Raw genomic sequence first — 21,153 nt, 5'->3', positions numbered from 1 at the left:
TTTATTAATCATCTTCTGTTAGTTTATACTTGAAGAAGAACCGTCTGCTGGGCTGATTATCCTGGCGGGTCTGATCTTCGTTTTCTAGAGATTCAGGCCGCGTATTCATCAGTAGATACGGTACCCGTATAAAGAAGTCTCTTAAGTCTGTAAGCTGCAGTGGAGCTATCGGTTTCGTATAGGGGACTCCGAAGGATCTTAAACTGGTTAGATGCATTGTAACTAACAAAAAGAGAATAGTCATCCCATAAAATCCAGCTATACTTGCTGCTCCAACAAATAATAGCCTTAGTATTAATAAAGTATTACTAAATTCTAATGTAGGAGTTAAGAAGACAGCAATTCCGGTCAGTGAACCGATAATTACTCCATCAGGGCTTAGAAAACCAGCGCTGATTGCTGCCTGACCTAAAATCAAGGCGCCGACGATAGTTACTGAAGAGCCTAAGCCGGTAGGAATTCGGGCTCCGGCTTCTCTAATCCCTTCAAAGAAGAGGCCGTAGACTATCATTTCCACAGCTATAGGAAAAGGAACTCCTTCCCGGGCAGTATAGATTGAATTAACCAAGGTCAGCGGTAGTACTTCTTGATGAAAGCCCAGTAGTGAAATATAGAAGGCCGGTAGAGTGGCAGCAACTAGAAAGGCAGAAAACCTAATTATTCTGATTACAAGAGTATAATAAATACGGGAATAATAATCTTCAGGACTGATTAAATTCTCCATAAAGAGTTTAGGAACTGTTAAGACTGTAGGGGTACCGTCAATTAAGATAGCTACTCGTCCTTCCAATAAGCCGGCAGATATTATATCAGGCCGCTGAGTCAAATATACTGTTTCAAAAGGGGACAGCGGATTATCTTCAATTAATTCCAGCAGATGCTGGGCGCTATTAATTCCGGCTACTTCAATGCTTTCAATTCGTTTTTTGACTTCCTTTACAATCTTTTGGTTAGCAACTCCGTCGAGATAGATTACATTTATCTTAGTTTTGGTCTGTCTTCCTTTAGTGAAGGGCTCTATCTTTAAGTTATCATCTTTAATTCTTCTTCGAATTAATCCGGTATTGGTTTTGATATTCTCCATAAAGGAGACATTAGGACCGCGGACAGTTCGTTCGACTACTGGGTCAGGGACACTCCGCTCTTCCCAGCCCTGGGTGGCGATGCTGAATACATAGGGGGTCTGGTCGATAAGTAGGATTGATTTTCCAGCCATTAAGTCAGTTATTGCTTTTTCTATTTTATCTAATTTGGTCATATCCTCAGCATCAATAATCTGGTTTTTAAGGACTTCTGCATCTTTATCTTCTATCAATGCCTCCAAGTCTGAGTTCTGCTTGTGGGATAGGATAGGCTTTAAGATATGATTATTAATTATTTCTTTATCGACTAAATCAGTAATATAGACCAGGGTCATCTTAAGCTGATTATTATCTCCATCAGCTGGTTTGATATCTCTAAAGCGGACATCATCGATCTTGTCTAGACGTTTTTTCAGCACTGCTTCATTTTCAGCCAGACTGTTGAAAAACATATCAGCAGTATCCTCTTTTTCATTCTGTTGTGCTATGTACTTATCCTGTAGCCACTTCTTTAACTGCTGCCACATATATATACCTTCTCCTTTATTTAAGCAAGTAAGTATAGTTTTATTGATATAATGTTGCAGTTTAGAGTTGATATCTTGCAAACGCTCCGAAAATCAGCCCTAGTCAATCAGCAATAAACTAATCTTAGAGATACGATTTAAAGAGCCTACTTTATATGTTAATTATCTTCTCTTATGGGGCTGCTTTAAAGTCGCTTGTTGCAAGATATCAACTAATTGTGCAAAATTATCTGAGGAAGCGTTAAAAAAAACAAACCAATGAAATTTCTGTACTATAAATAGTCAATATGTGTCCAGAGCGACTCTTAAAAACAGTTTGGAGCCATGGACGGCGGAAAACTGTTTTTTGAGAGTGAGCGAAACAGGATGTTGAGCGAACGACAAGCGGCGGATACATATTGACTATTCCTGCAATATCATGAATGAGACCATATTAGCTACAAGTGGGAAGTGACACAATATATCAATAAAAAGTAGAGAATTAAGATTAGCTCACAAATTATTCTTTGTAATTTGCTTTTTTTTATTCTAAATTTTTTTATCTGAGTCCAGTCTGTTTTCTTGGGAATTATGAAGCGTCTGTTTGATCTTCTTATATCCTAATGCTCCCAATAAGTAGACTACACTAATTAGAATTATAGTTCCTCCTGGAGCTAAATCTTGATAGAAAGAGATAATTAAACCGAGATTAACTGCCAGCAGACTAAAGATGATGCTGTACTTAATTGTGTCTTTAAAGCTAGTTGCTAGCTGGAGGCCGGTTGCTACTGGAAGAGTAATCAACGAAGATACTAATAAGCCGCCGATAATCCTCATCGATAATGATACAGTAACTGAGACTAGAATCATGAATAGAATATTAAGTCCTTTAACCGGAATTCCGGCCAGTCTGGCTTCCTCTTCATTGAAGGCAATAGCAAAGAAACCGTAATAAAAATAGATAATAATACCGATGATTATAATTCCCAGCGGGAGAACAGTAAATAGATCCTGATTAGTAACTAGCGAGATACTGCCGAATAGATAACTGAAGATTCCTGAATTGCCATTAATTAAACCGATTAAAATAGTAGCTATTCCCAGACCAGCAGCTAGAATTATCGACAGTGATAATTCTGCGTAGTCTTTATAATTCTGCCGCAGCTTTTCGATACTTAAAGCAGCCATAATTGAAATTATAAGTGCCATATAAAGAGGATAAACACCTAAAAACATTCCTAAGGCTATACCGGCTAAGGCTACATGGGATAGAGTATGGCCGATTAAGGCTAATCGTTTTAAGACCAGAAAGGTTCCGATTAAAGGACAGATGACTCCGATAATATTTCCGACTATGAAGGCCCGCTGCATAAAGGAATAGCTCAGAATTTCTAACATATCTCCCCCTCCCGTAATTGTTTTTTATCAACAAGTTGACAGTTTTTAACTGAGATAATTCTATCAGTATATCTATAGATAGAATTAAGATCATGAGAGACCATAGTGACTGTAATCTCTAATTCTTGGTTTAGCTTGGTCAGCAATTCGTATAATTCATTCTGAGCATTGATATCTACGCCAGTCAGCGGTTCATCCAGAAAGATAATTTCTGGTTCAGTAACTAATGTTCGAGCAATAAAGATGCGCTGCTGCTGGCCTCCCGAGAGATTACCAATCAGGCTGTCCTTATAATCCAGCATATTAACTAACTTCAATGCTTTATCAATTCTTTCTTCTAACTCGGCTGTTAATAATTTAAAAAAGTTCATTTCTGAATAGAGATTAGAGCCGATAACTTCTCTGACAGTAGCTGGAAAGCTATTGTTAAAGTTTCTGACATTCTGAGGAATATAACCTATCTTAGTCCAGTCGGTAAAATCATTAATTTCAGTCTCTAGTAGCTTTATTTCTCCCTGGTCTGCTGTTAACAAGCCCAGTAACAGCTTTAATAATGTACTTTTGCCGGAACCGTTAGGCCCGATAAAAGCAAGGAAATCTCCTCTGTTAACCTGTAAATTAACATTTTTAAGAATAGGCTCTTCTTCGTAAGCAAAGGATAGATTATTAACTGTAATTACCTTATCCATTACTTCTTCACTGCTTTCTTTAAATTATCAAGATTCTGCCTCATTAAGGAAAAGTAATCTTCATTATTTTGCTGTTCTGTTTCAGTTAGCCCGGCAATTGGATTAAGCGGTAATATTTCAAGATCTGCTTCCTGGGCTAAGGCATTAACGGTTTTTGGACTGGATAATGTCTCTCTAAAAATATAATTTAGATTATATTGATTGGCCTTTTGAGTCAACCGGGCTAAAGTATTCGGTGATGGTTCTTCGTGAGGGGCTATTCCAGTAACCGATATCTGTTCTAACCCGTAACGGTTAGTTAAGTAACCAAAAGCTGAATGAGAGACTAGAATATACTTCTGTTGTTTATCAGCTAATACTGTTTTATACTCCTTATGGAGCTGGTCAATTTGTTGAGCAAACTGGTCAAAATTCTGTTGATAGATCTCTTTATGTTCAGGATCCAGTCTGCAGAATTCTTCTGTTATTACCTCTCCAATCATCTTCATATTGAGAGGATCCAACCAGATATGGGGGTCATTATGATGTTTGTTATGATGGTCAGCAAGTGGAAGCAGGTCAACACTTTTACTGAGATTAACTGTCTTTACTTTGGAACCTTTGAGATTCTGAACTGCTTTATCGGCCCAGGATTCAAGTCCAACTCCATTATAAAAGAAGATATCTGCTGTTTCTAACTGGGCTATTTTCTGCGGAGACGGTTTATAACTATGTACTTCTGCTCCGTTAGGAATTACTAACTTGATATCTATCTGATTACCACCAATTTTAGTTGCTGCATCATATAAAGGATAGAAACTGACATAGGCTGTTGATGTTTCCTGCCCCATTACTGGATTAACTATACTTAACATTAATCCAACTACCAAAAACAAAATTACTAAGTTAAAGGCTCTGTTTAGATTGAACATATTAATCCTCCTTCTGTAAAATAATTGTATTCAATAAAGTATATACTATATTGAATAATAATATCAAGCTGATTAAAAAGATGACTATATAACTATGATTTATTATAATATCCTTTTTTATACGATTAATTCAAAGAAAAAATTATATCTGCAGGTGAAAATGCAGAGTCATAGAAATAGATGATGATTAATGATTATTATATTCTCAGTGAGGCGATAGAATGAAATGCATTATTAAAGCTGATTTAATCTATACTCCTATGAAATCAAAGGCTCAATATTTAGTTATAGCCGACAGTACTGTACTGAAGATAACTGATACTTTAGCTGAATATGATTTATCTAATTTTAAATTAGTAGATTATTCTGGCTGTCAGATTATCCCTGGTTTGATAGATACTCATATTCACGGTGGAGCAGGTGTAGAAGTGATGGAAGCCAGTTTAGCAAGTGTCAAAAGGTTATCTCATTACGGCTTTAAAACGGGGGTTACTTCTCTGCTGCCAACTACTTTAGCAGCTCCTAAATCTCTGCTGCTGGATACTTTAGAGATAATTAAAGAAGCCCAGACAAGCTGTTCTAATATTATAGGTGCTCATCTAGAAGGACCATTTATTAATCCTAAACAGGCTGGAGCCCAGAAGAAAGAGTTCATAACTGCTCCTAATAGAGGTTATGTTGACCGGTTATTAACTGATTATAAGGACTTAATCAAGATAGTTTCTTTAGCTCCCGAAGTTGATGGTGGTTTAGAAATGGTGGATTATTTAGAACAACAAGGGATTACTACCTCTGTAGCCCATTCTGCTGCTTCCTTGGAGGTTATGCAGCAGGCTTTTTCTTATGGTTTAAGCTGTGCTACTCATATCTTTAATAAGATGAATAGTCTACATCATAGACAGCCGGGTACAGTAGGAGCAGTACTGAATAATGACAGCTGCAGCTGTGAAGTAATAGCTGATGGAATCCATATTCATCCGGAAGTGATAGGGTTACTGCTTAAGATCAAGGGAGTGGATAAAGTAATTTTAATAAGTGATAGCATGCAAGCTGCCGGTATGGGGGCTGGTAAATATAATTTAGGTAATCAAAAAGTGACAGTGGATAAGCAGGGTAGAGCCCGGCTAACTGATGGGACTTTAGCCGGCAGTACTCTAAAATTAATAGATGCTGTAGCTAATGTGGTAGAGTTTACGAGATTAAATTTCAGTCAGGCTCTAAAGCTGGCGACAGTTAATCCTGCTTATAAGCTAGGGCTGGAAAGGAAGGGGAGGTTAAAAGCTGATTATGTGGCTGATTTTGTCGTTGTTGATGAAGAGTTAGAAGTGCTGGCTACTTATAAAAAGGGAAGTAAAGTTTATCCAGGTTAATAATGGGTTAGAAGATACATATTGGCTTTATCCTTTTGTCAATACTATAGTTGAAACTATAATTGAAGAGGATGGTTAATATGTTAATTGTAATTATCAGAACAGTTATTCTATATTTAGCTGTGTTGGTAGTTCTGCGGTTGATGGGTAAAAGACAGATTGGAGAGCTGCAGCCTTTTGATTTAGCAGTTACAATTATGGTTTCAGAGTTAGCAGCAATGCCGATGCAGAATACAGATGTTCCATTGATTAATAGTTTATTGCCTATTTCATTAATCTTAATTTTACAGATTTATATTTCTGTAATTAATACTAAAAGTTTTAAGGCTAGAGAGATAGTCTGTGGCAGCCCGGATATATTAATTGAGAATGGACAATTAAATGAAGAGGAATTGAGAAAGAATCGAATTAGTATTCATGAATTATTAGAGGAATTGAGAGTAAAAGGATATCATAATCTAGCTGAAATAGAATTTGCTTTTATTGAAACTAATGGTCAGGTAAGTGTAATTCCTAAATCACAAAATAGGCCGGTTACTCCCGAGGATCTGGAAATAGAGACTGATTATGAAGGTGTTGCTTATTCCTTAATAGTTGATGGAAAAGTATACCAGCCGAATCTAGATGAGGTTGGCTTATCAAAAGACTGGTTAAAGAATGAATTATCCAATTTTGGAATTAATGATTTATCAGATGTTTTATTTGCTAATATTGATTCTTCAGGCAATATATTCTATCAATTATATGATTCTTAATTACCTAGAGAGGGGTTAAATATGAATAAGCTAGTAATCGGGATAACTATCTTTTTAATTTTATTATTAGGATTATCTGTTTATGGTTACAGAGAAGTAGTCAATTCGGCTGAACCAATCTTGGATAAACTGAATAAATTGGAAACTGAGATACAGAATGAAGATTGGCAGACAGCAAAAACAACTAATGAAGCCCTACAGGATAGATGGGAAAAGACCCAAAACTTATGGACTCCTTTAGTAGACCACAGCCGGGTAGATGGGCTGGAGAATTCTTTGATCAAAATCAAGAAAGCAGTAAATGAAGAGGAGAAAACAGAAGCTTTACTTGAAATAGCAGTTAGCAGGAGATTGGTCCAGAATGTACCCAATACTCAAAAGATCAATTTTAAGAATATATTTTAAATTATTCCTCTCTTAATAATAATTACAAAAGAAGTTGAATAATATTACAGGTTATGTTATTCTAAAAGTAATATTTTGTTAAGGAGGAAGGGGAGAATATGATTCAGATTCAGACATTATTAGCTTTTATAGTTTACTTTATCTTTATGATGTCAATTGGGATCTATTTTTATAGGCGAACAGTTGATGTTGAAGATTACTTATTAGGCGGCAGAGGTCTCGGTAGCTGGGTGACGGCCTTATCAGCTCAGGCCAGCGACATGAGTGGCTGGCTGCTTATGGGACTGCCTGGTGCTGTCTATCTGGGCGGAGTAGAACAGGCCTGGATTGCTATCGGGCTCTTTGTTGGTACTTATCTAAATTGGAAGTTTGTCTCCAGTAGGCTCAGAGTTTATACTCAGAAGACAGATGCTATAACTTTAGCTTCATTCTTTGAAGAGAGATTTAAGGATCCAACCGGTTTGCTGCGGATTATATCGGCTCTGATCACATTATTATTCTTTACAATCTATGCTTCTTCTGGACTTGTGGCAGCAGGGAAGCTGTTTGAATCGATATTTAATATTCAGTATGCTGCGGCAGTATTGATTGGTACTTTTGTGATTATGCTTTATACTTTTTTGGGAGGCTTTTCAGCTGTCTGCTGGACTGATTTAGTTCAGGGATTATTGATGGTTTCGACAATAATAATTGTACCTATTTTAGCTTATAATGTTGTGGGCGGATTTGAAGGAGTTAAGACGGCAGCCTTGGCTAAAGGAGCTTCTTTAAGTCTATTACCTGCTGATAGCAGCATATCTATGATGGGTATTATTTCAGCGGTAGCCTGGGGCTTAGGGTACTTTGGACAGCCCCATATCTTGGCTAGATTTATGGGAATTGACTCAGTAAAAAAGATTCCTAAAGCTATGCGGATAGCTGTTATCTGGGTCTTTGTTTCTTTAGGGGGAGCAGTTATCATCGGCTTAATTTCAATTCCGATGTTTGAAAATCTATCCGGAGGAGATCAGGAGAAGGTCTTTATCTATATGATTGATAAATTATTCAATCCTTGGGTTAGTGGAATATTACTGGCAGCTATTTTAGCAGCTATTATGTCTACTATTGATTCACAGCTGTTGGTTTTATCCTCTACTATAACTGAAGATTTCTATAAAAAGATTAAAAAAGATACTTCTGAACAGGAACTGATATATGTTGGTAGAGGCTCAGTGTTAGTGACTTCACTTATAGCCCTCTTTTTAGCTTTAAATCCTAATAATACAGTATTGGGTTTAGTGGCCTATGCCTGGGGTGGATTTGGAGCAGCTTTTGGTCCGATTGTTTTATTTGCTCTTTTTTCTAAGAATACAAGCTGGAAGTCGGCTCTGGCGGGAATGATTATGGGAACTATTGTTTTAATTGTCTGGAAAGAGTTTGACCTGGGAGCAGTATTCTTCGGTAATTCCTTATATGAGATAGTTCCCGGATTTATTGTTAATGTTTTAACCATTTCAATTGTTAACTTAGTTGCAGGTGAGGAAAGTGCTGGCATCTTAACTGAATTTAATGAAGTTGCGGAAGAAATGAATAATGCTTAAAGAGTGAATACTGCTTAAAAGAGCTGGAGGATATTCTTCAGCTCTTTTTCTATATCTCCCTTGAATTTTTATTCATTCTTATGTATAATTATAAAAAGAATAGTATTAAGCTTATATAAATTTAGGAGGGTGAATAATGAAAGCAATTTTAGCTTTAGAGGATGGGACTTATTTTGAAGGAGAATCCTTTGGAGCAGCAGGTGAAGTAACAGGGGAGTTAGTCTTTAATACTAGTATGACCGGATATCAGGAGGTAATGACTGATCCCTCTTACCGCGGTCAGATTGTAACTATGACCTATCCATTAATCGGAAATTACGGTATTAATGATGAAGATAATGAGTCGGATGAGCCTCAGGTAAGCGGATTTGTAGTTAGAGAAAGCTGTAATTATCCCAGTAACTGGCGCTGCCAGAAGACAGATGAGGAGTTTCTTAAAGAGAATAATGTAATTGGAATTCAGAATATAGATACCCGGGCTTTGACTAAGCATATCAGAAACCAGGGAATGATGCAGGCAGTAATTTCGACAGAAGATTTAAATCCGAACAGTCTAGTCCAGAAGGCTAAAGAGAGTAGTCTAAGCTCTGAATTAGTCCAGGAAGTAACTGTTGGGGAGTCATATTTTCTTCAGGCTGATTTTCAATCCAAATACCATATTGCTGTCTTAGATTTGGGAGTTAAGGAGAATATGTTAGATTCCTTTAAGCAGTGTAATGCTGATTTAACTGTTCTGCCGGCTGATACTACTGCTGAGGAGATTCTGGAGCTAAATCCTGACGGTCTCTTTATTTCTAATGGACCAGGAGATCCGAAGGATAATCCTGAGGTGATAGCAGAGGTGGAGAAACTAGTCGGTAAACTACCGCTATTTGGAATCTGCTTTGGACATCAGATTCTAGCCCTGGCGCTAGGAGCCGATACTTATAAGTTGAAGTTTGGTCACCGGGGGGCCAATCATCCGGTTAAGAACTTAAGCACTGGGCAGGTATATATTACCTCCCAGAATCACGGTTATGCCGTCAAGGAAGAGTCACTGCCGGAAGAGATGATAGTAACCCATAAGAATTTAAATGATGATACCGTCGAAGGAATGAAGCATACTAAACTGCCGATCTTTTCAGTCCAGTATCATCCGGAAGCAGCACCAGGCCCACATGATTCAGACTTTCTATTCAATAAATTTATTGAGTTAATAGTAGATTCAGCAGCCTAGGAGGGATGTAAATGCCAAAGCAAGAAGGAGTAGAGAAGGTATTAGTAATCGGTTCAGGACCAATTGTGATCGGGCAAGCAGCTGAGTTTGATTATTCAGGGACTCAGGCCTGTAAAGCCTTGAAAGAAGAAGGAATTGAAGTTGTATTGGTCAACAGCAATCCAGCTACGATTATGACGGATACTGATATTGCCGATCAGGTTTATGTGGAGCCGATAACGATAGATTTTGTTGAGGAAGTGATTAAAAAAGAAGAGCCAGATGGAATTCTGCCTACATTGGGCGGTCAGACAGGATTGAATTTGGCTGTAGAATTGGCTGAAGCTGGTATCTTAGAAGAGACCGGAATTGAACTATTAGGTACTTCCCTGGATTCCATTCAGCGGGCAGAAGATAGAGATAGATTTAGAGCTACTATGGAAGAGATCGGACAGCCGGTAGCAGAGAGTCAAATTATTGATACTTTAGCGGAAGCCAAAGAGTTTGTTGCTGAAATTGGTTTTCCGGTTATCATTCGACCGGCTTATACTATGGGGGGAGCCGGCGGTGGAATTGCTGACAATAGCCAGGAATTAGAGGATATTGTCAGTCGAGGACTGAATAATAGTCCCATAAGCCAGGTCTTAATCGAAAAGAGTATTGCCGGCTGGAAGGAAATTGAATATGAAGTTTTAAGAGATGGAGCTGATAACTGTATTGTTATCTGTAATATGGAGAATATTGATCCGGTTGGTATCCATACCGGTGATAGTATCGTAGTGGCTCCCAGTCAGACGTTAGCAGATCTGGAGTATCAGATGCTTAGATCTGCCTCTTTGGAGATAATTAAGGAATTAGGAATTGAAGGCGGTTGTAATGTTCAATTTGCTCTTCATCCTGATAGTCTGGATTATTATGTTATTGAGGTTAATCCACGGGTCAGCCGCTCGAGTGCCTTAGCCTCGAAAGCAACCGGCTATCCTATTGCCCGAGTAGCAGCCAAGATTGCAACCGGACTGCGGCTGGATGAAATAGAGAATTCCATTACTCAGGAGACTACTGCCTGTTTTGAACCAGCTTTAGATTATGTCGTCTCCAAGATTCCGCGGTGGCCGTTTGATAAGTTCAGTTCGGCTGATAGGGATTTATCAACCCAGATGAAGGCGACAGGAGAAGTAATGTCGATCGGCAGAAACTTCGAAGAATCAATCATGAAGGCTATTGAATCGCTGGACAGTGATCTTGATCTGATTGCTGCTGACTTCAGCCAATTATCAAGGAAAGAATTGATAACAAAACTGGAGATGCCGACAGATGAGCGGTTATTTGTTATTATCGAAGCCCTGCAGCGCGGTTTTGATCTGATGGAGATAGTTGAACTGACAGGTATAGATAAGTTCTTTGTCTTTAAGTTAGCTTACTTAGTGGAACAGGCAGATGAATTAAAGGAAAGTAGTTTAGATGATTTAGAGGCTGATAGACTTGAAGAACTGAAGCGGAATGGTTTTTCCGATGCTTATTTAGCTAAACTGCTTCAGGCTCCAGAAGAAGAGGTAGCAGCTAAACGAAAAGAACTTGGAGTTAAAGCAGTCTTTAAGATGGTGGATACCTGTGCAGCAGAATTTGAAGCGGCAACTCCTTATTATTATTCTACCTACGAACGGGAGGATGAAACATTCGATTCTGAGAAGGACAGCGTATTAGTAGTTGGCTCCGGGCCGATAAGAATCGGTCAGGGTATTGAGTTTGATTACTGCAGTGTCCATTCAGTTAAGGCACTTTCGGAAGAAGGTATGGAGTCGTTAATTATTAATAATAATCCGGAAACAGTAAGCACTGATTATGATACTTCTGATAAGTTATTCTTTGAACCGATAACTGTTGAACATGTATTGAATATTATTGACCGGGAAGATCCCGATGGTGTTATCCTACAGTTTGGCGGTCAGACTTCGGTTAATTTAGCCCAGCTGCTGGCTGAAAGAGGCGTGGAAGTGTTGGGAACTCCGGTTAAGAGTATGGATTTAGCAGAAGATAGGGATAAGTTTACACAGGTGCTGGATGAGCTAAATATCGATTACCCAGCAGGGACGACAGCAACTTCAAGGGAGGAAGCATTAGCGATTGCTGATGATTTGGGCTATCCTTTGTTGGTAAGGCCTTCCTATGTATTGGGCGGCAGAGCTATGCAAGTTGTTTATAAAGAAGAAGAATTAGTAGAATATATGGAGTTAGCAGTCAAGGTATCCCCGGATCATCCAGTGCTAATTGATAGATACATACCGGGCAAAGAAGTAGAGATAGATGCTATTGCTGACGGTAATAATGCAGTGATCCCCGGCATTATGGAGCATATCGAAAAGGCCGGAGTCCATTCCGGAGACAGTATGGCTGTCTATCCGCCGCAGACATTAACAGACCAGCAGATTGATAGAATAGTAGAGGATACAATCAAGATAGTGAAGCGGTTAGAGATGAATGGATTAGTGAATATTCAATTTGTGATTGATAAGGAAGGTAAGCCTTATGTGCTGGAGGTTAATCCGCGGGCCAGTCGAACCATTCCAATTTTGAGTAAGGTAACAGGAGTACCGATGGTGAAGCTGGCTACTAAGACGATGTTAGGGAAGAAACTGCCGGAATTAGGCTATGATTATGGCTTAGTACCGGAGTCAGACTTGATTACAGTTAAGTCGCCTGTTTTCTCTTTTGAGAAGATAACAGATCTGGATGTCTTCTTAGGTCCTGAGATGAAATCAACCGGTGAGGTGATGGGTACTGATACTACTTTCTCTAAAGCCTTATATAAGTCGCTTTTATCGACAGGCTTTAATCTGCCGCAGGGAGGTAAAGTCTTATTATCAGTAGCCGATCGGGATAAAGAAGAGGCTATCGAAGTAGCAGAAGAGTTTGTTGAATTAGGCTTTAGTCTAGTAGGAACACTTAATACAGCCCAGAGAATATCAGAAGCAGGAATCGAGATTGAATCTATTTCTAAGCAGAATGATAAAAAGGATGTTTTTGATATAATTAAAGAGAACCAGGTTGATTTAGTTGTTAATACGCCAACACGCGGTAAGATAGCTGCCAGAACCGGCTTTCAGCTGCGGCGAACTGCTGTAGAGTACGGCCTGACCTGCTTAACTTCGTTGAGTACGGTTAAGGCTTTCTTGAAGATATTGAAACAGGATTTGAATAACTTACAGGTTCTTTCTTTAGATGAATACTTAGCTTAAAGTTGTTGAGTGTCAGTCGAGATGGCTGGCACTTAATTTAGTTTATCCTTTAAAGTTTCTAATTTATTTTCTAATTCTTCTAACTTGTCCATCATTTCAATATTAACAGAATGGGCCGGCATTCTATCCTTTAACTCTTCTATCTGTTCTTCCAGTTCTTTAATTTCCTTCTTTATCTTCTTTTGATTATTGATATTATCAACTCCTGTATATTGATTATTATCCGTATTATAACAGAAGCTAGGGGATTATAAAAGAATATAATTGATATATTGTTGCAGTTTAGAGTTGATATCTTGCAAACGCTCCAGAAATCAGTCCTAGTCACTTAGCAGTAAATAAATCTTAGTATTATGATTTAAAGATTCCGCTTTATATGTTAACTATTCTCTCTTGTGGGACTGCTTTAAAGTCGCTTTTTGCAAGATATCAACTAAATTGTGCAAAATTATCTGAGGGAAAGCGTTAAAACCCAAACCAATGAAATTTCTGTTCTGTAATACCATAAATAGTCAATATATGCTTTCAATAACTCTCATTGGTGATAATCACAGCAATATATTTTATTATCAATAGTCAATATGTGTCCAGAGCGACTCTTAAAACTGGCCCGGAATCACGGACGATGGAGGGCCAGTTTTTGACAGTGAGTGAGACAGGATGTCGAACGAACGGCAAGCGGCGGATACATATTGATTATTCCCGCAATATCATGAATGAGATTATACCGATTATGATAGAAAATTACAAATAAAGGGTATATACGGAAACATTGTAGAGTGACACAATATATCAATATAGTGTAAGTGCCCGAAAATAGAGAAATCCCAATTTTTTTATAAAAAACCTTGAATAATTATTCTCAAAGATGTATAATTATAAAAAAGAGATGAGGAGTGAGTAGTAATTATGGATCATTTATTAACAATTTCTGATTTAACCGATGAAGAGATAAAGCAGATCTTTAGCTTAACTAATAAATTAAAGGAGCAGAATAAGCAGGGAATTGATCATCCAGTTTTGGCCGGACAGACTTTAGGGATGATCTTTCAGAAATCATCAACTAGAACGCGGGTTTCCTTTGAAACAGGTATGTTTCAGTTAGGAGGCCATGGATTATTCTTAAGTTCTGATGATATTCAATTGGGTAGAGGAGAGACGATCAGTGATACAGCCAAGACGCTATCTAGATATGTGAACGGTATTATGATTAGAACCTATGATCACAGTGATGTAGAGGAATTGGCAGCAGCAGGATCAATTCCGGTGATCAACGGTTTAACTGATTTACTGCACCCCTGTCAGGTATTAGCGGATTTATATACTATTCAGGAAAAGCTGGGATCACTGCAGGATAAGAAACTAACTTATATAGGTGATGGCAATAATATGTCTCATTCTCTACTGATTGGTGCTACTAAAGTAGGAATGGATATTTCGCTGGCTGTACCTAACGCCTATAGACCAGATGAAGATATAGTAGCTACAGCAGATAAACAGGCTGAAGAGAGCGGTAGTCAGATTGAGATTCTTACTGATCCTCTTCAGGCAGCTGAAAATGCTGATGCTGTCTATACCGATGTCTGGGCCAGTATGGGCGATGAGGATGAAGCAGAGGAGAGAATGAAAGCCTTTAAAGATTATCAGGTTAATGAAGAAGTTATGAATGCAGCTCAGAATAAGGCAGTCTTTTTACACTGTCTGCCGGCTTATCGCGGTAAAGAGGTTACTGCTGGAGTAATTGATGGTCCACAGTCAGTAGTATTTGATGAAGCAGAGAATAGAATGCATGTTCAAAAGGCAATTATGGTAGAATTAATGGCTGATCAGGCTAAAAAAGAGGATTTATAATCTTTTGCGAGTATAAGTATAAAAGACGTCTAAATTAGGATAAACTAATTAAGGAGGAATTATAATGGATAAACAAAACATCAACAAAATTGTATTAGCCTATTCAGGAGGACTGGATACTTCAGTTGCAGTTAAGTGGCTGCAGGATAAGTATGATGCTGAAGTAGTTGCCTTTGCTGCTGATGTAGGACAGAATGAAGATTTAGAGCCGGTTAAGGAGAAGGCTTTAGAAACAGGAGCTATCAAGGCATATGTAGAGGATTTGAAGGAAGAATTTTTGACTGATTATGCATTTAAAGGACTGAAGGCAGGGGCAAAGTATGAAGCCAAGTATCCACTGGCTACTGCTTATTCTCGGCCATTAATTGCTAAAAAGATGATCGAAGTTGCTAAACAGGAAGGGGCAGATGCTGTAGCTCACGGCTGTACTGGTAAGGGAAATGATCAGGTAAGATTTGATGTTTCCTTTCAAGCATTAGCACCGGGAATTGAGATTGTTGCTCCCCTAAGAGAATGGGAGTTTGGCTCTAGACAGGAACAGATTGATTATGCTGATAAAGAAGGAATTTCAGTAGGAGCTACAAAAGAGAGTCCTTACAGTATCGATCGGAATCTCTGGGGAATCAGCATCGAATGCGGTGTTTTAGAGGATCCAGCTGAAGAGCCGCCAGCCGATGTTTATCAGATTACAACTGATCCAGAGGAAGCACCGGATGAACCGGAGTATGTAGAGGTTACTTTTGAGCAGGGAGAGCCTGTAGCCTTAAATGGTACGGAGTATGGTCCGGTAGAATTAGTAGATAAGTTAAATGGAATAGCAGGTAAACATGGTGTCGGTCGGGTTGATATGGTAGAGAATAGATTAGTCGGTATTAAGTCGCGTGAGATTTATGAAGCACCGGCAGCGACTGTCTTATTGACTGCGCATAGACATCTTGAGGATTTAGTGTTGGATAGAGAAACGGCTCACTATAAAAAAGTAATTGCTGAAAAGTATGCTGAATTGACTTATTATGGACAGTGGTTTTCACCATTGAAGGATGCTTTGGATGCTTTTGTTGAAAGTACACAAAAATATGTAAGCGGTACGATTAAATTGAAGCTGTATAAAGGCAATGCTACTGTAGTGGGCAGAGAATCCGATGAGTCTCTCTATCAGGAGAATCTGGCTACTTATGAAAAGTCGGATACCTTCAATCATGATGCAGCTGTCGGCTTTATTGAACTCTTTGGGCTGCCGTTAAAGGTTGATAGTACAATTCATAAGGAGTAATAAATATATTTAAATGGGGAGGAGAAGAGAGATGAAATTTAAAGTTAAGAAGGCAGAGATGGAAGACAGTAATTTGGTTTTTAGGCTTACAAAACGTGCTTTTCAACATTATAATGTTCCTTCTCGCTCCCCAACGACTCCAGCGTTGTCGGAGACGATAGAGGATGTTGAGGAAGATATTAAAGAGAAGAATATTTTAATTGCTTACCTTAATGATAAGCCTGTTGGCTCAGTTCGGTTCTATTCATCGAATGGAAAAGACTTTTACTTAAGTAGATTGGGAGTAATAGGTGAGTATCAGAACCAAGGTGTCGGCCAGAGATTAGTAGCAGAGGTAGAAAGATGGGCTAAGGCCCAGGGGGGAGAAAGAATTACTCTCTATTCGGCTTACAGTTCAAAAAAATTGATGGAGTTTTATCAAAAACTAGGTTATGAGATTATTGAAATTAGAGATGACCCTGATTATACTCGGGCAGTAATTCAGAAAGAATTAGACCAGGTTGATGCGGGAAAGATTAAGGAGGAGCAGGATTATGAAGCTATGGGGTGGTAGATTCGAAGCTGAGACTGATCAGCTAGTGGAGGAATATACTTCTTCTATCGGCTTTGATCAGCGGCTATATAAATATGATATTCAGGGCAGTATTGCCCATGTTAAGATGTTAGCAGAATGTGGAATTTTAACCTATGAGGAGCGAGACCAGATTATTGCCGGTTTGGAAGAAATTTTAGAAGAGATAGAAGCCGGTGATTTTGAGTTTGAGATTGGACTGGAAGATATCCATATGAATATTGAACAGCGCCTGATTGATAAGATCGGTTCAGTAGGCGGTAAGCTGCATACTGCCCGTAGTCGGAATGATCAGGTTGCTTTAGATATGCGGCTTTATCTTAGAGATCAGATTGAAGCTATTCAGGCTTTAATCGAAAAATTACAGCAGGTACTATTGGAGTTAGCTGAAGAAAATATTGATATTATCATGCCTGGCTATACGCATCTACAGAGAGCACAGCCGGTACGAGTTGCTCATCACCTGTTGGCCTATTATTATAAATTAAAGCGTGATTATGACCGCTTAGAAGATGTCTATAAGCGGACTAATGTACTGCCGTTAGGAGCAGGAGCTTTGGCCGGAACTACTTTTGATATTGACCGGCAGTTTGTGGCTGATGAGCTTGGGTTTGATGGAGTAAGCCAGAATAGTCTGGATACAGTAAGTGACCGGGACTTTGTAATTGAATTTCTAGCTGCTAGTTCTACTCTGATGATGCATCTAAGTAGATTCAGTGAAGAATTGGTGCTCTGGACCTCACAGGAGTTTGATTTTGTTGATATTGATGATGCTTTCTGTACGGGAAGCAGTATTATGCCTCAAAAGAAGAATCCCGATGTACCGGAATTAATCCGCGGTAAGACAGGCCGGATTTATGGCCATCTAATGCAGCTTCTGACAGTGATGAAAGGTTTACCTCTAGCTTACAATAAGGACATGCAGGAGGATAAAGAGGGGTTATTTGATACAGTAGATACTCTGAAGGGAGCATTAGAATTATTTGCTCGAATGTTAGCCAAGACAAGCTTTAATCAGATTAAGCTGGAAGCAACTGCTGAGGACGGCTTTACTAATGCTACTGAGGTAGCCGATTACTTAGTAGAACAGGGACTTCCCTTTAGAGAGGCCCATGAAGTAGTAGGTAAGACAGTTCTATACTGTATTAATGAGGATAAAAAACTGTCTGAACTTGAATTAGAAGAATGGCAGAATTTTTCTGATAGATTCAGCGATGATATCTATCAGAAGATAGATATTGAAACGGCTGTAGATGCCAGAGATTCAGTCGGCGGACCGGCTAAAGAGGAGATTAAGCGGGCGATTACAGCTGAAAAGAAAGAATGCCAATAAAGAAGGGGAAGGGTTGATAAAATGAATTTTATCAGCCCTTCTTTTTTCTTTTTATAAAATTTAAGCTCGATTCAGCAGGTAATTTTTTATTTTATCCAGAATAAAGAGTATAAGAAGCAGGAAGGAGTGACGAAAATGAGCGGTAAATATCGAATCAATAAGATTAAACAAGAACATACTATAATTGAGGATGTATTACCTCTATTAGAGGACTTAGCTGCTTTAAAGAGTATTAAAAGCATCATTCCCGGGCGGATTAATCAGCGCGGTGGTAGCGGAATGCAGCCGTATTTACAATTAAAATATAATACCCCAACCGGAATAAAGGTGTTAGCTAAAACTAGTTCTTCGATTCAGGAAGTATTTGTAGTTACTGATTATCCTGATAAGACTATGCGTTTAATGAAAGAGAATGGCTTGGTAAAGTAGTGTTTTAGAAGGCAGTAGCGGTAGGAAACTATTTAATATAGGGGGGCAGAAGTATGTTTCAAGATTTAAGGCTTGCTATTAGAAAAAATAAAAGAGTGAAGATAGTTTATAAGAATTCTCAACAGGATATTCGCTATCGGCGGGTGGACCCTTATAAAATGACTGATAAAAAATTATACGGCTACTGCCATCTACGAGACCAAAAGATGATTTTTAATTTAGAAAGTATTCTAAGTATTCAGCTTACTGATGAAGAGTATACTATTCAGACTGATTAACCTTCAATTTAACCCCTTCAACTTTTCTCCATATTATAAAACTTAAGTAAGACCAGGAAAGCTCCTTTTTATTCTTGGTATAATCTCTGTCTTGGCTGTAAATATTATTAAGCAGAGCCGTTTTTAAAGAGGTGAAGATTAGAATGGAGATAATTATTTTATTAGTAATATTGATGGGGCTAGGAATTGTTGAATTCAGTACTCTTAAAGCTATTCTATTAAGAGTTGTGCAATTTGGAAATAAATATTCTGGTTTTCTGTCTTTGCTTACAAGTCTAATTTTAGCTTATGCTACCTGGCGTTATGTTGTAATGGGGAGAAAGACTCTTGATTTTATGAGGGAATCCTTTAAAAAGGAATACGAAGAAGATATAAAATTTATGTTTATCCAGAAGCCTAAAGAAGAAATTGTAGATGAATTTGTAACTAATGAGCAATTGATAAAAGGTGATTTAGAAGATGATGCTTTAACTGTAAATGAAGATGAAACTTATTTATATATTAATATTTTTAATTCAGGTCGAAGATTGGTTTCCCATATTCAATTGATCTATCAGGTTAGAATTATTAATCCCTGGGAAGAAGCATTAGTAGAGAATGAGGAAATAAAAACAGTAATTCCGGTTACTATTCAGCCGAATGATTATATTTCTTTCCCCTTAGTTCAGGTGTTGAACTTACCACAAGTGGAGATAGTGATTGAATCTCTGCGCAGCTTTAATGGATTAGGAAAGGAACAGCTGCTTAATTCTCCACAAAGAAAATTAGAATATAAGAACAAAAATTCATAAGTCCGCAAGCAGCTTACGGACTTATTTTATCGTTTTATTCTAAGTTTTCAGCTGTTTTAGTTAGGACTTTAACAGTTATACCAGCAGCTACATATATATCTTTTGCTGATAAATAACCTAGAATAGATTTGTTTAAAAGTATATTGCCTGAAGGTGGAAGTTCATCATCTCCAGCCCAGATAATAAGAGTCATAGGTACTTTAGGTAACACAGGAATGGTAATGCTGTAGTCACCAGTATCAGCTGTTTCTCCATTTAATTTTTTGCCAGCTTCAATTAATTTTTCTGGCTGGTGACCAAATTTATTTACTAAAGGGTCGATAGCTCGGCGTTTAAAAATATCATAATATTGATTGCCGCCGTGAGGAATTTCGCGATAGGAGATTAATTCATCTTTTACCTGAGCACCGCTGGCCTTATTAAGATAATATAAAATAAGTATTTGAATTTTAAGGTCTATCTCCTTATCCTGTTTATCAGCAAGATAGATTTCTCCCTCAGGATAGTCTATAAAGTAATCATCAGCTAAGAATCTTAATCGTAGACGATTATTGTCGGATTGGAAATCTGCTCCGCTATTAGCAGCTAATTCTTGAGGCGGTATCTCCTTAAACTTTTTCCTAGCCTTCTTACGGGCAATGATAAAATTGTTCTGTTCATATTTTTTCATTTTAATCTCTCCTTTTTTATTTATTCATTTTTGTTTTTGTATTATACTTATATAATTGATGATTAGTTTCGAGATTCCTTGCAAAAATTTAATTTTAAGTTTAATATAGGGAAAAAATATTATAGATATTGATTTTTTTATTATATCCAATTATAATAAAAAGCAAAGATTATTTAAAGAATGATGAAAAAATATAATATTAAGAAAATTTATTAATAAAGAAAGTTGGAGGGTAATCAATGGTGGATAAAGAGCAGATTAGAGAAGCGGTAGGTATGATTTTAGATGCAATTGGTGAAGATCCTGACCGGGAGGGATTATTAGAAACTCCTGATAGAGTAGCAAGAATGTATGAGGAAGTTTTTAGCGGATTGCATAAAGATCCAGCAGATGATTTGCAGATTTTTTTTAATCAAGCTCATGAAGAGTTAGTTTTAGTGAAGGATATTTCTTTCTATTCAATGTGTGAACATCATTTACTTCCCTTTTATGGTAAAGCCCATGTAGGTTATATTCCTGAGAATGGTAAAGTCACTGGCTTAAGTAAGTTGGCTAGAGTAGTTGATTCTTTTGCTAAACGGCCACAGTTACAGGAAAGATTGACAAGTCAGGTAGCAGACCTTATAATGAAAAATGTGGAGGCTCGCGGTGTAATTGTAGTTGTTGAGGCTGAGCATATGTGTATGACTATGCGCGGTATCAAAAAGCCTGGCTCTTTAACTACTACTTCAGCTGTTAGAGGAATTTTACAGAATGACCAGGCAGCTAGAGAGGAAGCTTTGAAGCTAATTAAAGATTAAAGAAGTACAGGCTGTTAGTGATAGGGGGAT

Annotated in this window: 19 protein-coding genes; 14 read left to right on the top strand and 5 right to left on the bottom strand. The window is 37.9% G+C overall.

Annotated elements, in window-relative coordinates; all coding sequences use genetic code 11:
- Window positions 1-4: 4 nt before the first annotated feature.
- From acear_RS07955 to acear_RS07940, 4 genes are all read right to left on the bottom strand, one after another.
- Window positions 5-1,609 carry a spore germination protein gene (locus tag acear_RS07955; protein WP_013278494.1) on the bottom strand — a complete coding sequence of 535 codons (1,605 nt, stop codon included), beginning with the start codon at window positions 1,607-1,609 and terminating at the stop codon, window positions 5-7.
- 528 nt (window positions 1,610-2,137) lie between these two features.
- Window positions 2,138-2,986: a metal ABC transporter permease gene (locus acear_RS07950; protein WP_013278493.1), complete on the bottom strand. Its 849-nt coding sequence runs from the start codon at window positions 2,984-2,986 to the stop codon at window positions 2,138-2,140.
- Entirely contained in the window at window positions 2,980-3,675 is a 696-nt protein-coding gene (locus acear_RS07945) for a metal ABC transporter ATP-binding protein (RefSeq protein ID WP_013278492.1), read from the bottom strand. Before acear_RS07945 ends, acear_RS07950 begins: the two co-directional genes overlap by 7 nt.
- Entirely contained in the window at window positions 3,675-4,586 is a 912-nt protein-coding gene (locus acear_RS07940; RefSeq protein WP_013278491.1) for a metal ABC transporter substrate-binding protein, read from the bottom strand. The genes acear_RS07945 and acear_RS07940 overlap by 1 nt, the downstream gene beginning before the upstream one ends.
- 221 nt (window positions 4,587-4,807) lie before the next feature.
- Between acear_RS07940 and nagA the strand changes: the two genes are divergently transcribed.
- From nagA to acear_RS07875, 13 genes are all read left to right on the top strand, one after another.
- Window positions 4,808-5,956 carry an N-acetylglucosamine-6-phosphate deacetylase gene (nagA, locus tag acear_RS07935; protein ID WP_013278490.1) on the top strand — a complete coding sequence of 383 codons (1,149 nt, stop codon included), beginning with the start codon at window positions 4,808-4,810 and terminating at the stop codon, window positions 5,954-5,956.
- 80 nt (window positions 5,957-6,036) lie between these two features.
- On the top strand, window positions 6,037-6,711 hold the full coding sequence (locus acear_RS07930) for a DUF421 domain-containing protein (protein ID WP_013278489.1): 675 nt from the start codon (window positions 6,037-6,039) through the stop codon (window positions 6,709-6,711).
- A 21-nt stretch (window positions 6,712-6,732) separates the two neighbouring features.
- Window positions 6,733-7,116 carry a DUF4363 family protein gene (locus acear_RS07925; RefSeq protein ID WP_013278488.1) on the top strand — a complete coding sequence of 128 codons (384 nt, stop codon included), beginning with the start codon at window positions 6,733-6,735 and terminating at the stop codon, window positions 7,114-7,116.
- A 98-nt stretch (window positions 7,117-7,214) separates the two neighbouring features.
- Complete coding sequence (putP, locus tag acear_RS07920) at window positions 7,215-8,696, top strand: sodium/proline symporter PutP (protein ID WP_013278487.1); 1,482 nt, start codon at window positions 7,215-7,217, stop codon at window positions 8,694-8,696.
- Between the two features lie 136 nt (window positions 8,697-8,832).
- Window positions 8,833-9,912 carry a glutamine-hydrolyzing carbamoyl-phosphate synthase small subunit gene (carA, locus tag acear_RS07915; protein WP_013278486.1) on the top strand — a complete coding sequence of 360 codons (1,080 nt, stop codon included), beginning with the start codon at window positions 8,833-8,835 and terminating at the stop codon, window positions 9,910-9,912.
- Between the two features lie 11 nt (window positions 9,913-9,923).
- On the top strand, window positions 9,924-13,127 hold the full coding sequence (gene carB, locus acear_RS07910; RefSeq protein ID WP_013278485.1) for a carbamoyl-phosphate synthase large subunit: 3,204 nt from the start codon (window positions 9,924-9,926) through the stop codon (window positions 13,125-13,127).
- A gap of 909 nt (window positions 13,128-14,036) precedes the next feature.
- Entirely contained in the window at window positions 14,037-14,978 is a 942-nt protein-coding gene (gene argF / locus acear_RS07905) for an ornithine carbamoyltransferase (RefSeq protein ID WP_013278484.1), read from the top strand.
- A gap of 64 nt (window positions 14,979-15,042) precedes the next feature.
- Window positions 15,043-16,251, top strand: coding sequence for an argininosuccinate synthase (locus tag acear_RS07900; RefSeq protein ID WP_013278483.1), 1,209 nt, complete (start codon window positions 15,043-15,045; stop codon window positions 16,249-16,251).
- Window positions 16,252-16,282: 31 nt separating this feature from the next.
- A complete protein-coding gene (locus tag acear_RS07895; protein ID WP_013278482.1) occupies window positions 16,283-16,804 on the top strand; it encodes a GNAT family N-acetyltransferase in 522 nt (173 codons plus the stop codon).
- Window positions 16,782-18,155, top strand: a complete 1,374-nt coding sequence (gene argH / locus acear_RS07890) for an argininosuccinate lyase (RefSeq protein WP_041667660.1) — start codon at window positions 16,782-16,784, stop codon at window positions 18,153-18,155. Before acear_RS07895 ends, argH begins: the two co-directional genes overlap by 23 nt.
- A 135-nt stretch (window positions 18,156-18,290) precedes the next feature.
- Complete coding sequence (locus acear_RS07885) at window positions 18,291-18,584, top strand: DUF2103 domain-containing protein (protein WP_013278480.1); 294 nt, start codon at window positions 18,291-18,293, stop codon at window positions 18,582-18,584.
- Between the two features lie 53 nt (window positions 18,585-18,637).
- Window positions 18,638-18,862, top strand: a complete 225-nt coding sequence (locus acear_RS07880) for a WYL domain-containing protein (RefSeq protein ID WP_041667326.1) — start codon at window positions 18,638-18,640, stop codon at window positions 18,860-18,862.
- A gap of 143 nt (window positions 18,863-19,005) precedes the next feature.
- Window positions 19,006-19,653, top strand: coding sequence for a hypothetical protein (locus acear_RS07875; RefSeq protein WP_013278479.1), 648 nt, complete (start codon window positions 19,006-19,008; stop codon window positions 19,651-19,653).
- 34 nt (window positions 19,654-19,687) lie between these two features.
- On the opposite strand, the gene acear_RS07870 is transcribed toward acear_RS07875, so the two are convergent.
- The gene (locus acear_RS07870; RefSeq protein ID WP_013278478.1) at window positions 19,688-20,323 is read right to left on the bottom strand and encodes a DUF3786 domain-containing protein; all 636 of its coding nucleotides are present in this window, start codon (window positions 20,321-20,323) and stop codon (window positions 19,688-19,690) included.
- 239 nt (window positions 20,324-20,562) lie between these two features.
- Between acear_RS07870 and folE the strand changes: the two genes are divergently transcribed.
- Window positions 20,563-21,123, top strand: coding sequence for a GTP cyclohydrolase I FolE (folE, locus tag acear_RS07865; protein WP_013278477.1), 561 nt, complete (start codon window positions 20,563-20,565; stop codon window positions 21,121-21,123).
- Window positions 21,124-21,153: the final 30 nt, after the last annotated feature.

This window comes from Acetohalobium arabaticum DSM 5501 (assembly GCF_000144695.1).
GTDB classification, from domain to species: Bacteria; Bacillota; Halanaerobiia; order Halobacteroidales; family Acetohalobiaceae; genus Acetohalobium; species Acetohalobium arabaticum.
Note: the sequence above shows the minus strand (reverse complement) of the source record. Positions and strands in the feature narration are given on the sequence as shown.

Coding starts and splice junctions, on each gene's coding strand:
- folE (WP_013278477.1), top strand. CDS start 20,563: ATGGTGGATAAAGAGCAGATTAGAGAAGCGGTAGGTATGATTTTAGAT.
- acear_RS07925 (WP_013278488.1), top strand. CDS start 6,733: ATGAATAAGCTAGTAATCGGGATAACTATCTTTTTAATTTTATTATTA.
- acear_RS07940 (WP_013278491.1), bottom strand. CDS start 4,586: ATGTTCAATCTAAACAGAGCCTTTAACTTAGTAATTTTGTTTTTGGTA.
- carA (WP_013278486.1), top strand. CDS start 8,833: ATGAAAGCAATTTTAGCTTTAGAGGATGGGACTTATTTTGAAGGAGAA.
- nagA (WP_013278490.1), top strand. CDS start 4,808: ATGAAATGCATTATTAAAGCTGATTTAATCTATACTCCTATGAAATCA.
- acear_RS07870 (WP_013278478.1), bottom strand. CDS start 20,323: ATGAAAAAATATGAACAGAACAATTTTATCATTGCCCGTAAGAAGGCT.
- putP (WP_013278487.1), top strand. CDS start 7,215: ATGATTCAGATTCAGACATTATTAGCTTTTATAGTTTACTTTATCTTT.
- acear_RS07930 (WP_013278489.1), top strand. CDS start 6,037: ATGTTAATTGTAATTATCAGAACAGTTATTCTATATTTAGCTGTGTTG.
- acear_RS07955 (WP_013278494.1), bottom strand. CDS start 1,609: ATGTGGCAGCAGTTAAAGAAGTGGCTACAGGATAAGTACATAGCACAA.
- acear_RS07895 (WP_013278482.1), top strand. CDS start 16,283: ATGAAATTTAAAGTTAAGAAGGCAGAGATGGAAGACAGTAATTTGGTT.
- argF (WP_013278484.1), top strand. CDS start 14,037: ATGGATCATTTATTAACAATTTCTGATTTAACCGATGAAGAGATAAAG.
- carB (WP_013278485.1), top strand. CDS start 9,924: ATGCCAAAGCAAGAAGGAGTAGAGAAGGTATTAGTAATCGGTTCAGGA.
- acear_RS07900 (WP_013278483.1), top strand. CDS start 15,043: ATGGATAAACAAAACATCAACAAAATTGTATTAGCCTATTCAGGAGGA.
- acear_RS07945 (WP_013278492.1), bottom strand. CDS start 3,675: ATGGATAAGGTAATTACAGTTAATAATCTATCCTTTGCTTACGAAGAA.
- acear_RS07875 (WP_013278479.1), top strand. CDS start 19,006: ATGGAGATAATTATTTTATTAGTAATATTGATGGGGCTAGGAATTGTT.
- acear_RS07880 (WP_041667326.1), top strand. CDS start 18,638: ATGTTTCAAGATTTAAGGCTTGCTATTAGAAAAAATAAAAGAGTGAAG.
- acear_RS07950 (WP_013278493.1), bottom strand. CDS start 2,986: ATGTTAGAAATTCTGAGCTATTCCTTTATGCAGCGGGCCTTCATAGTC.
- acear_RS07885 (WP_013278480.1), top strand. CDS start 18,291: ATGAGCGGTAAATATCGAATCAATAAGATTAAACAAGAACATACTATA.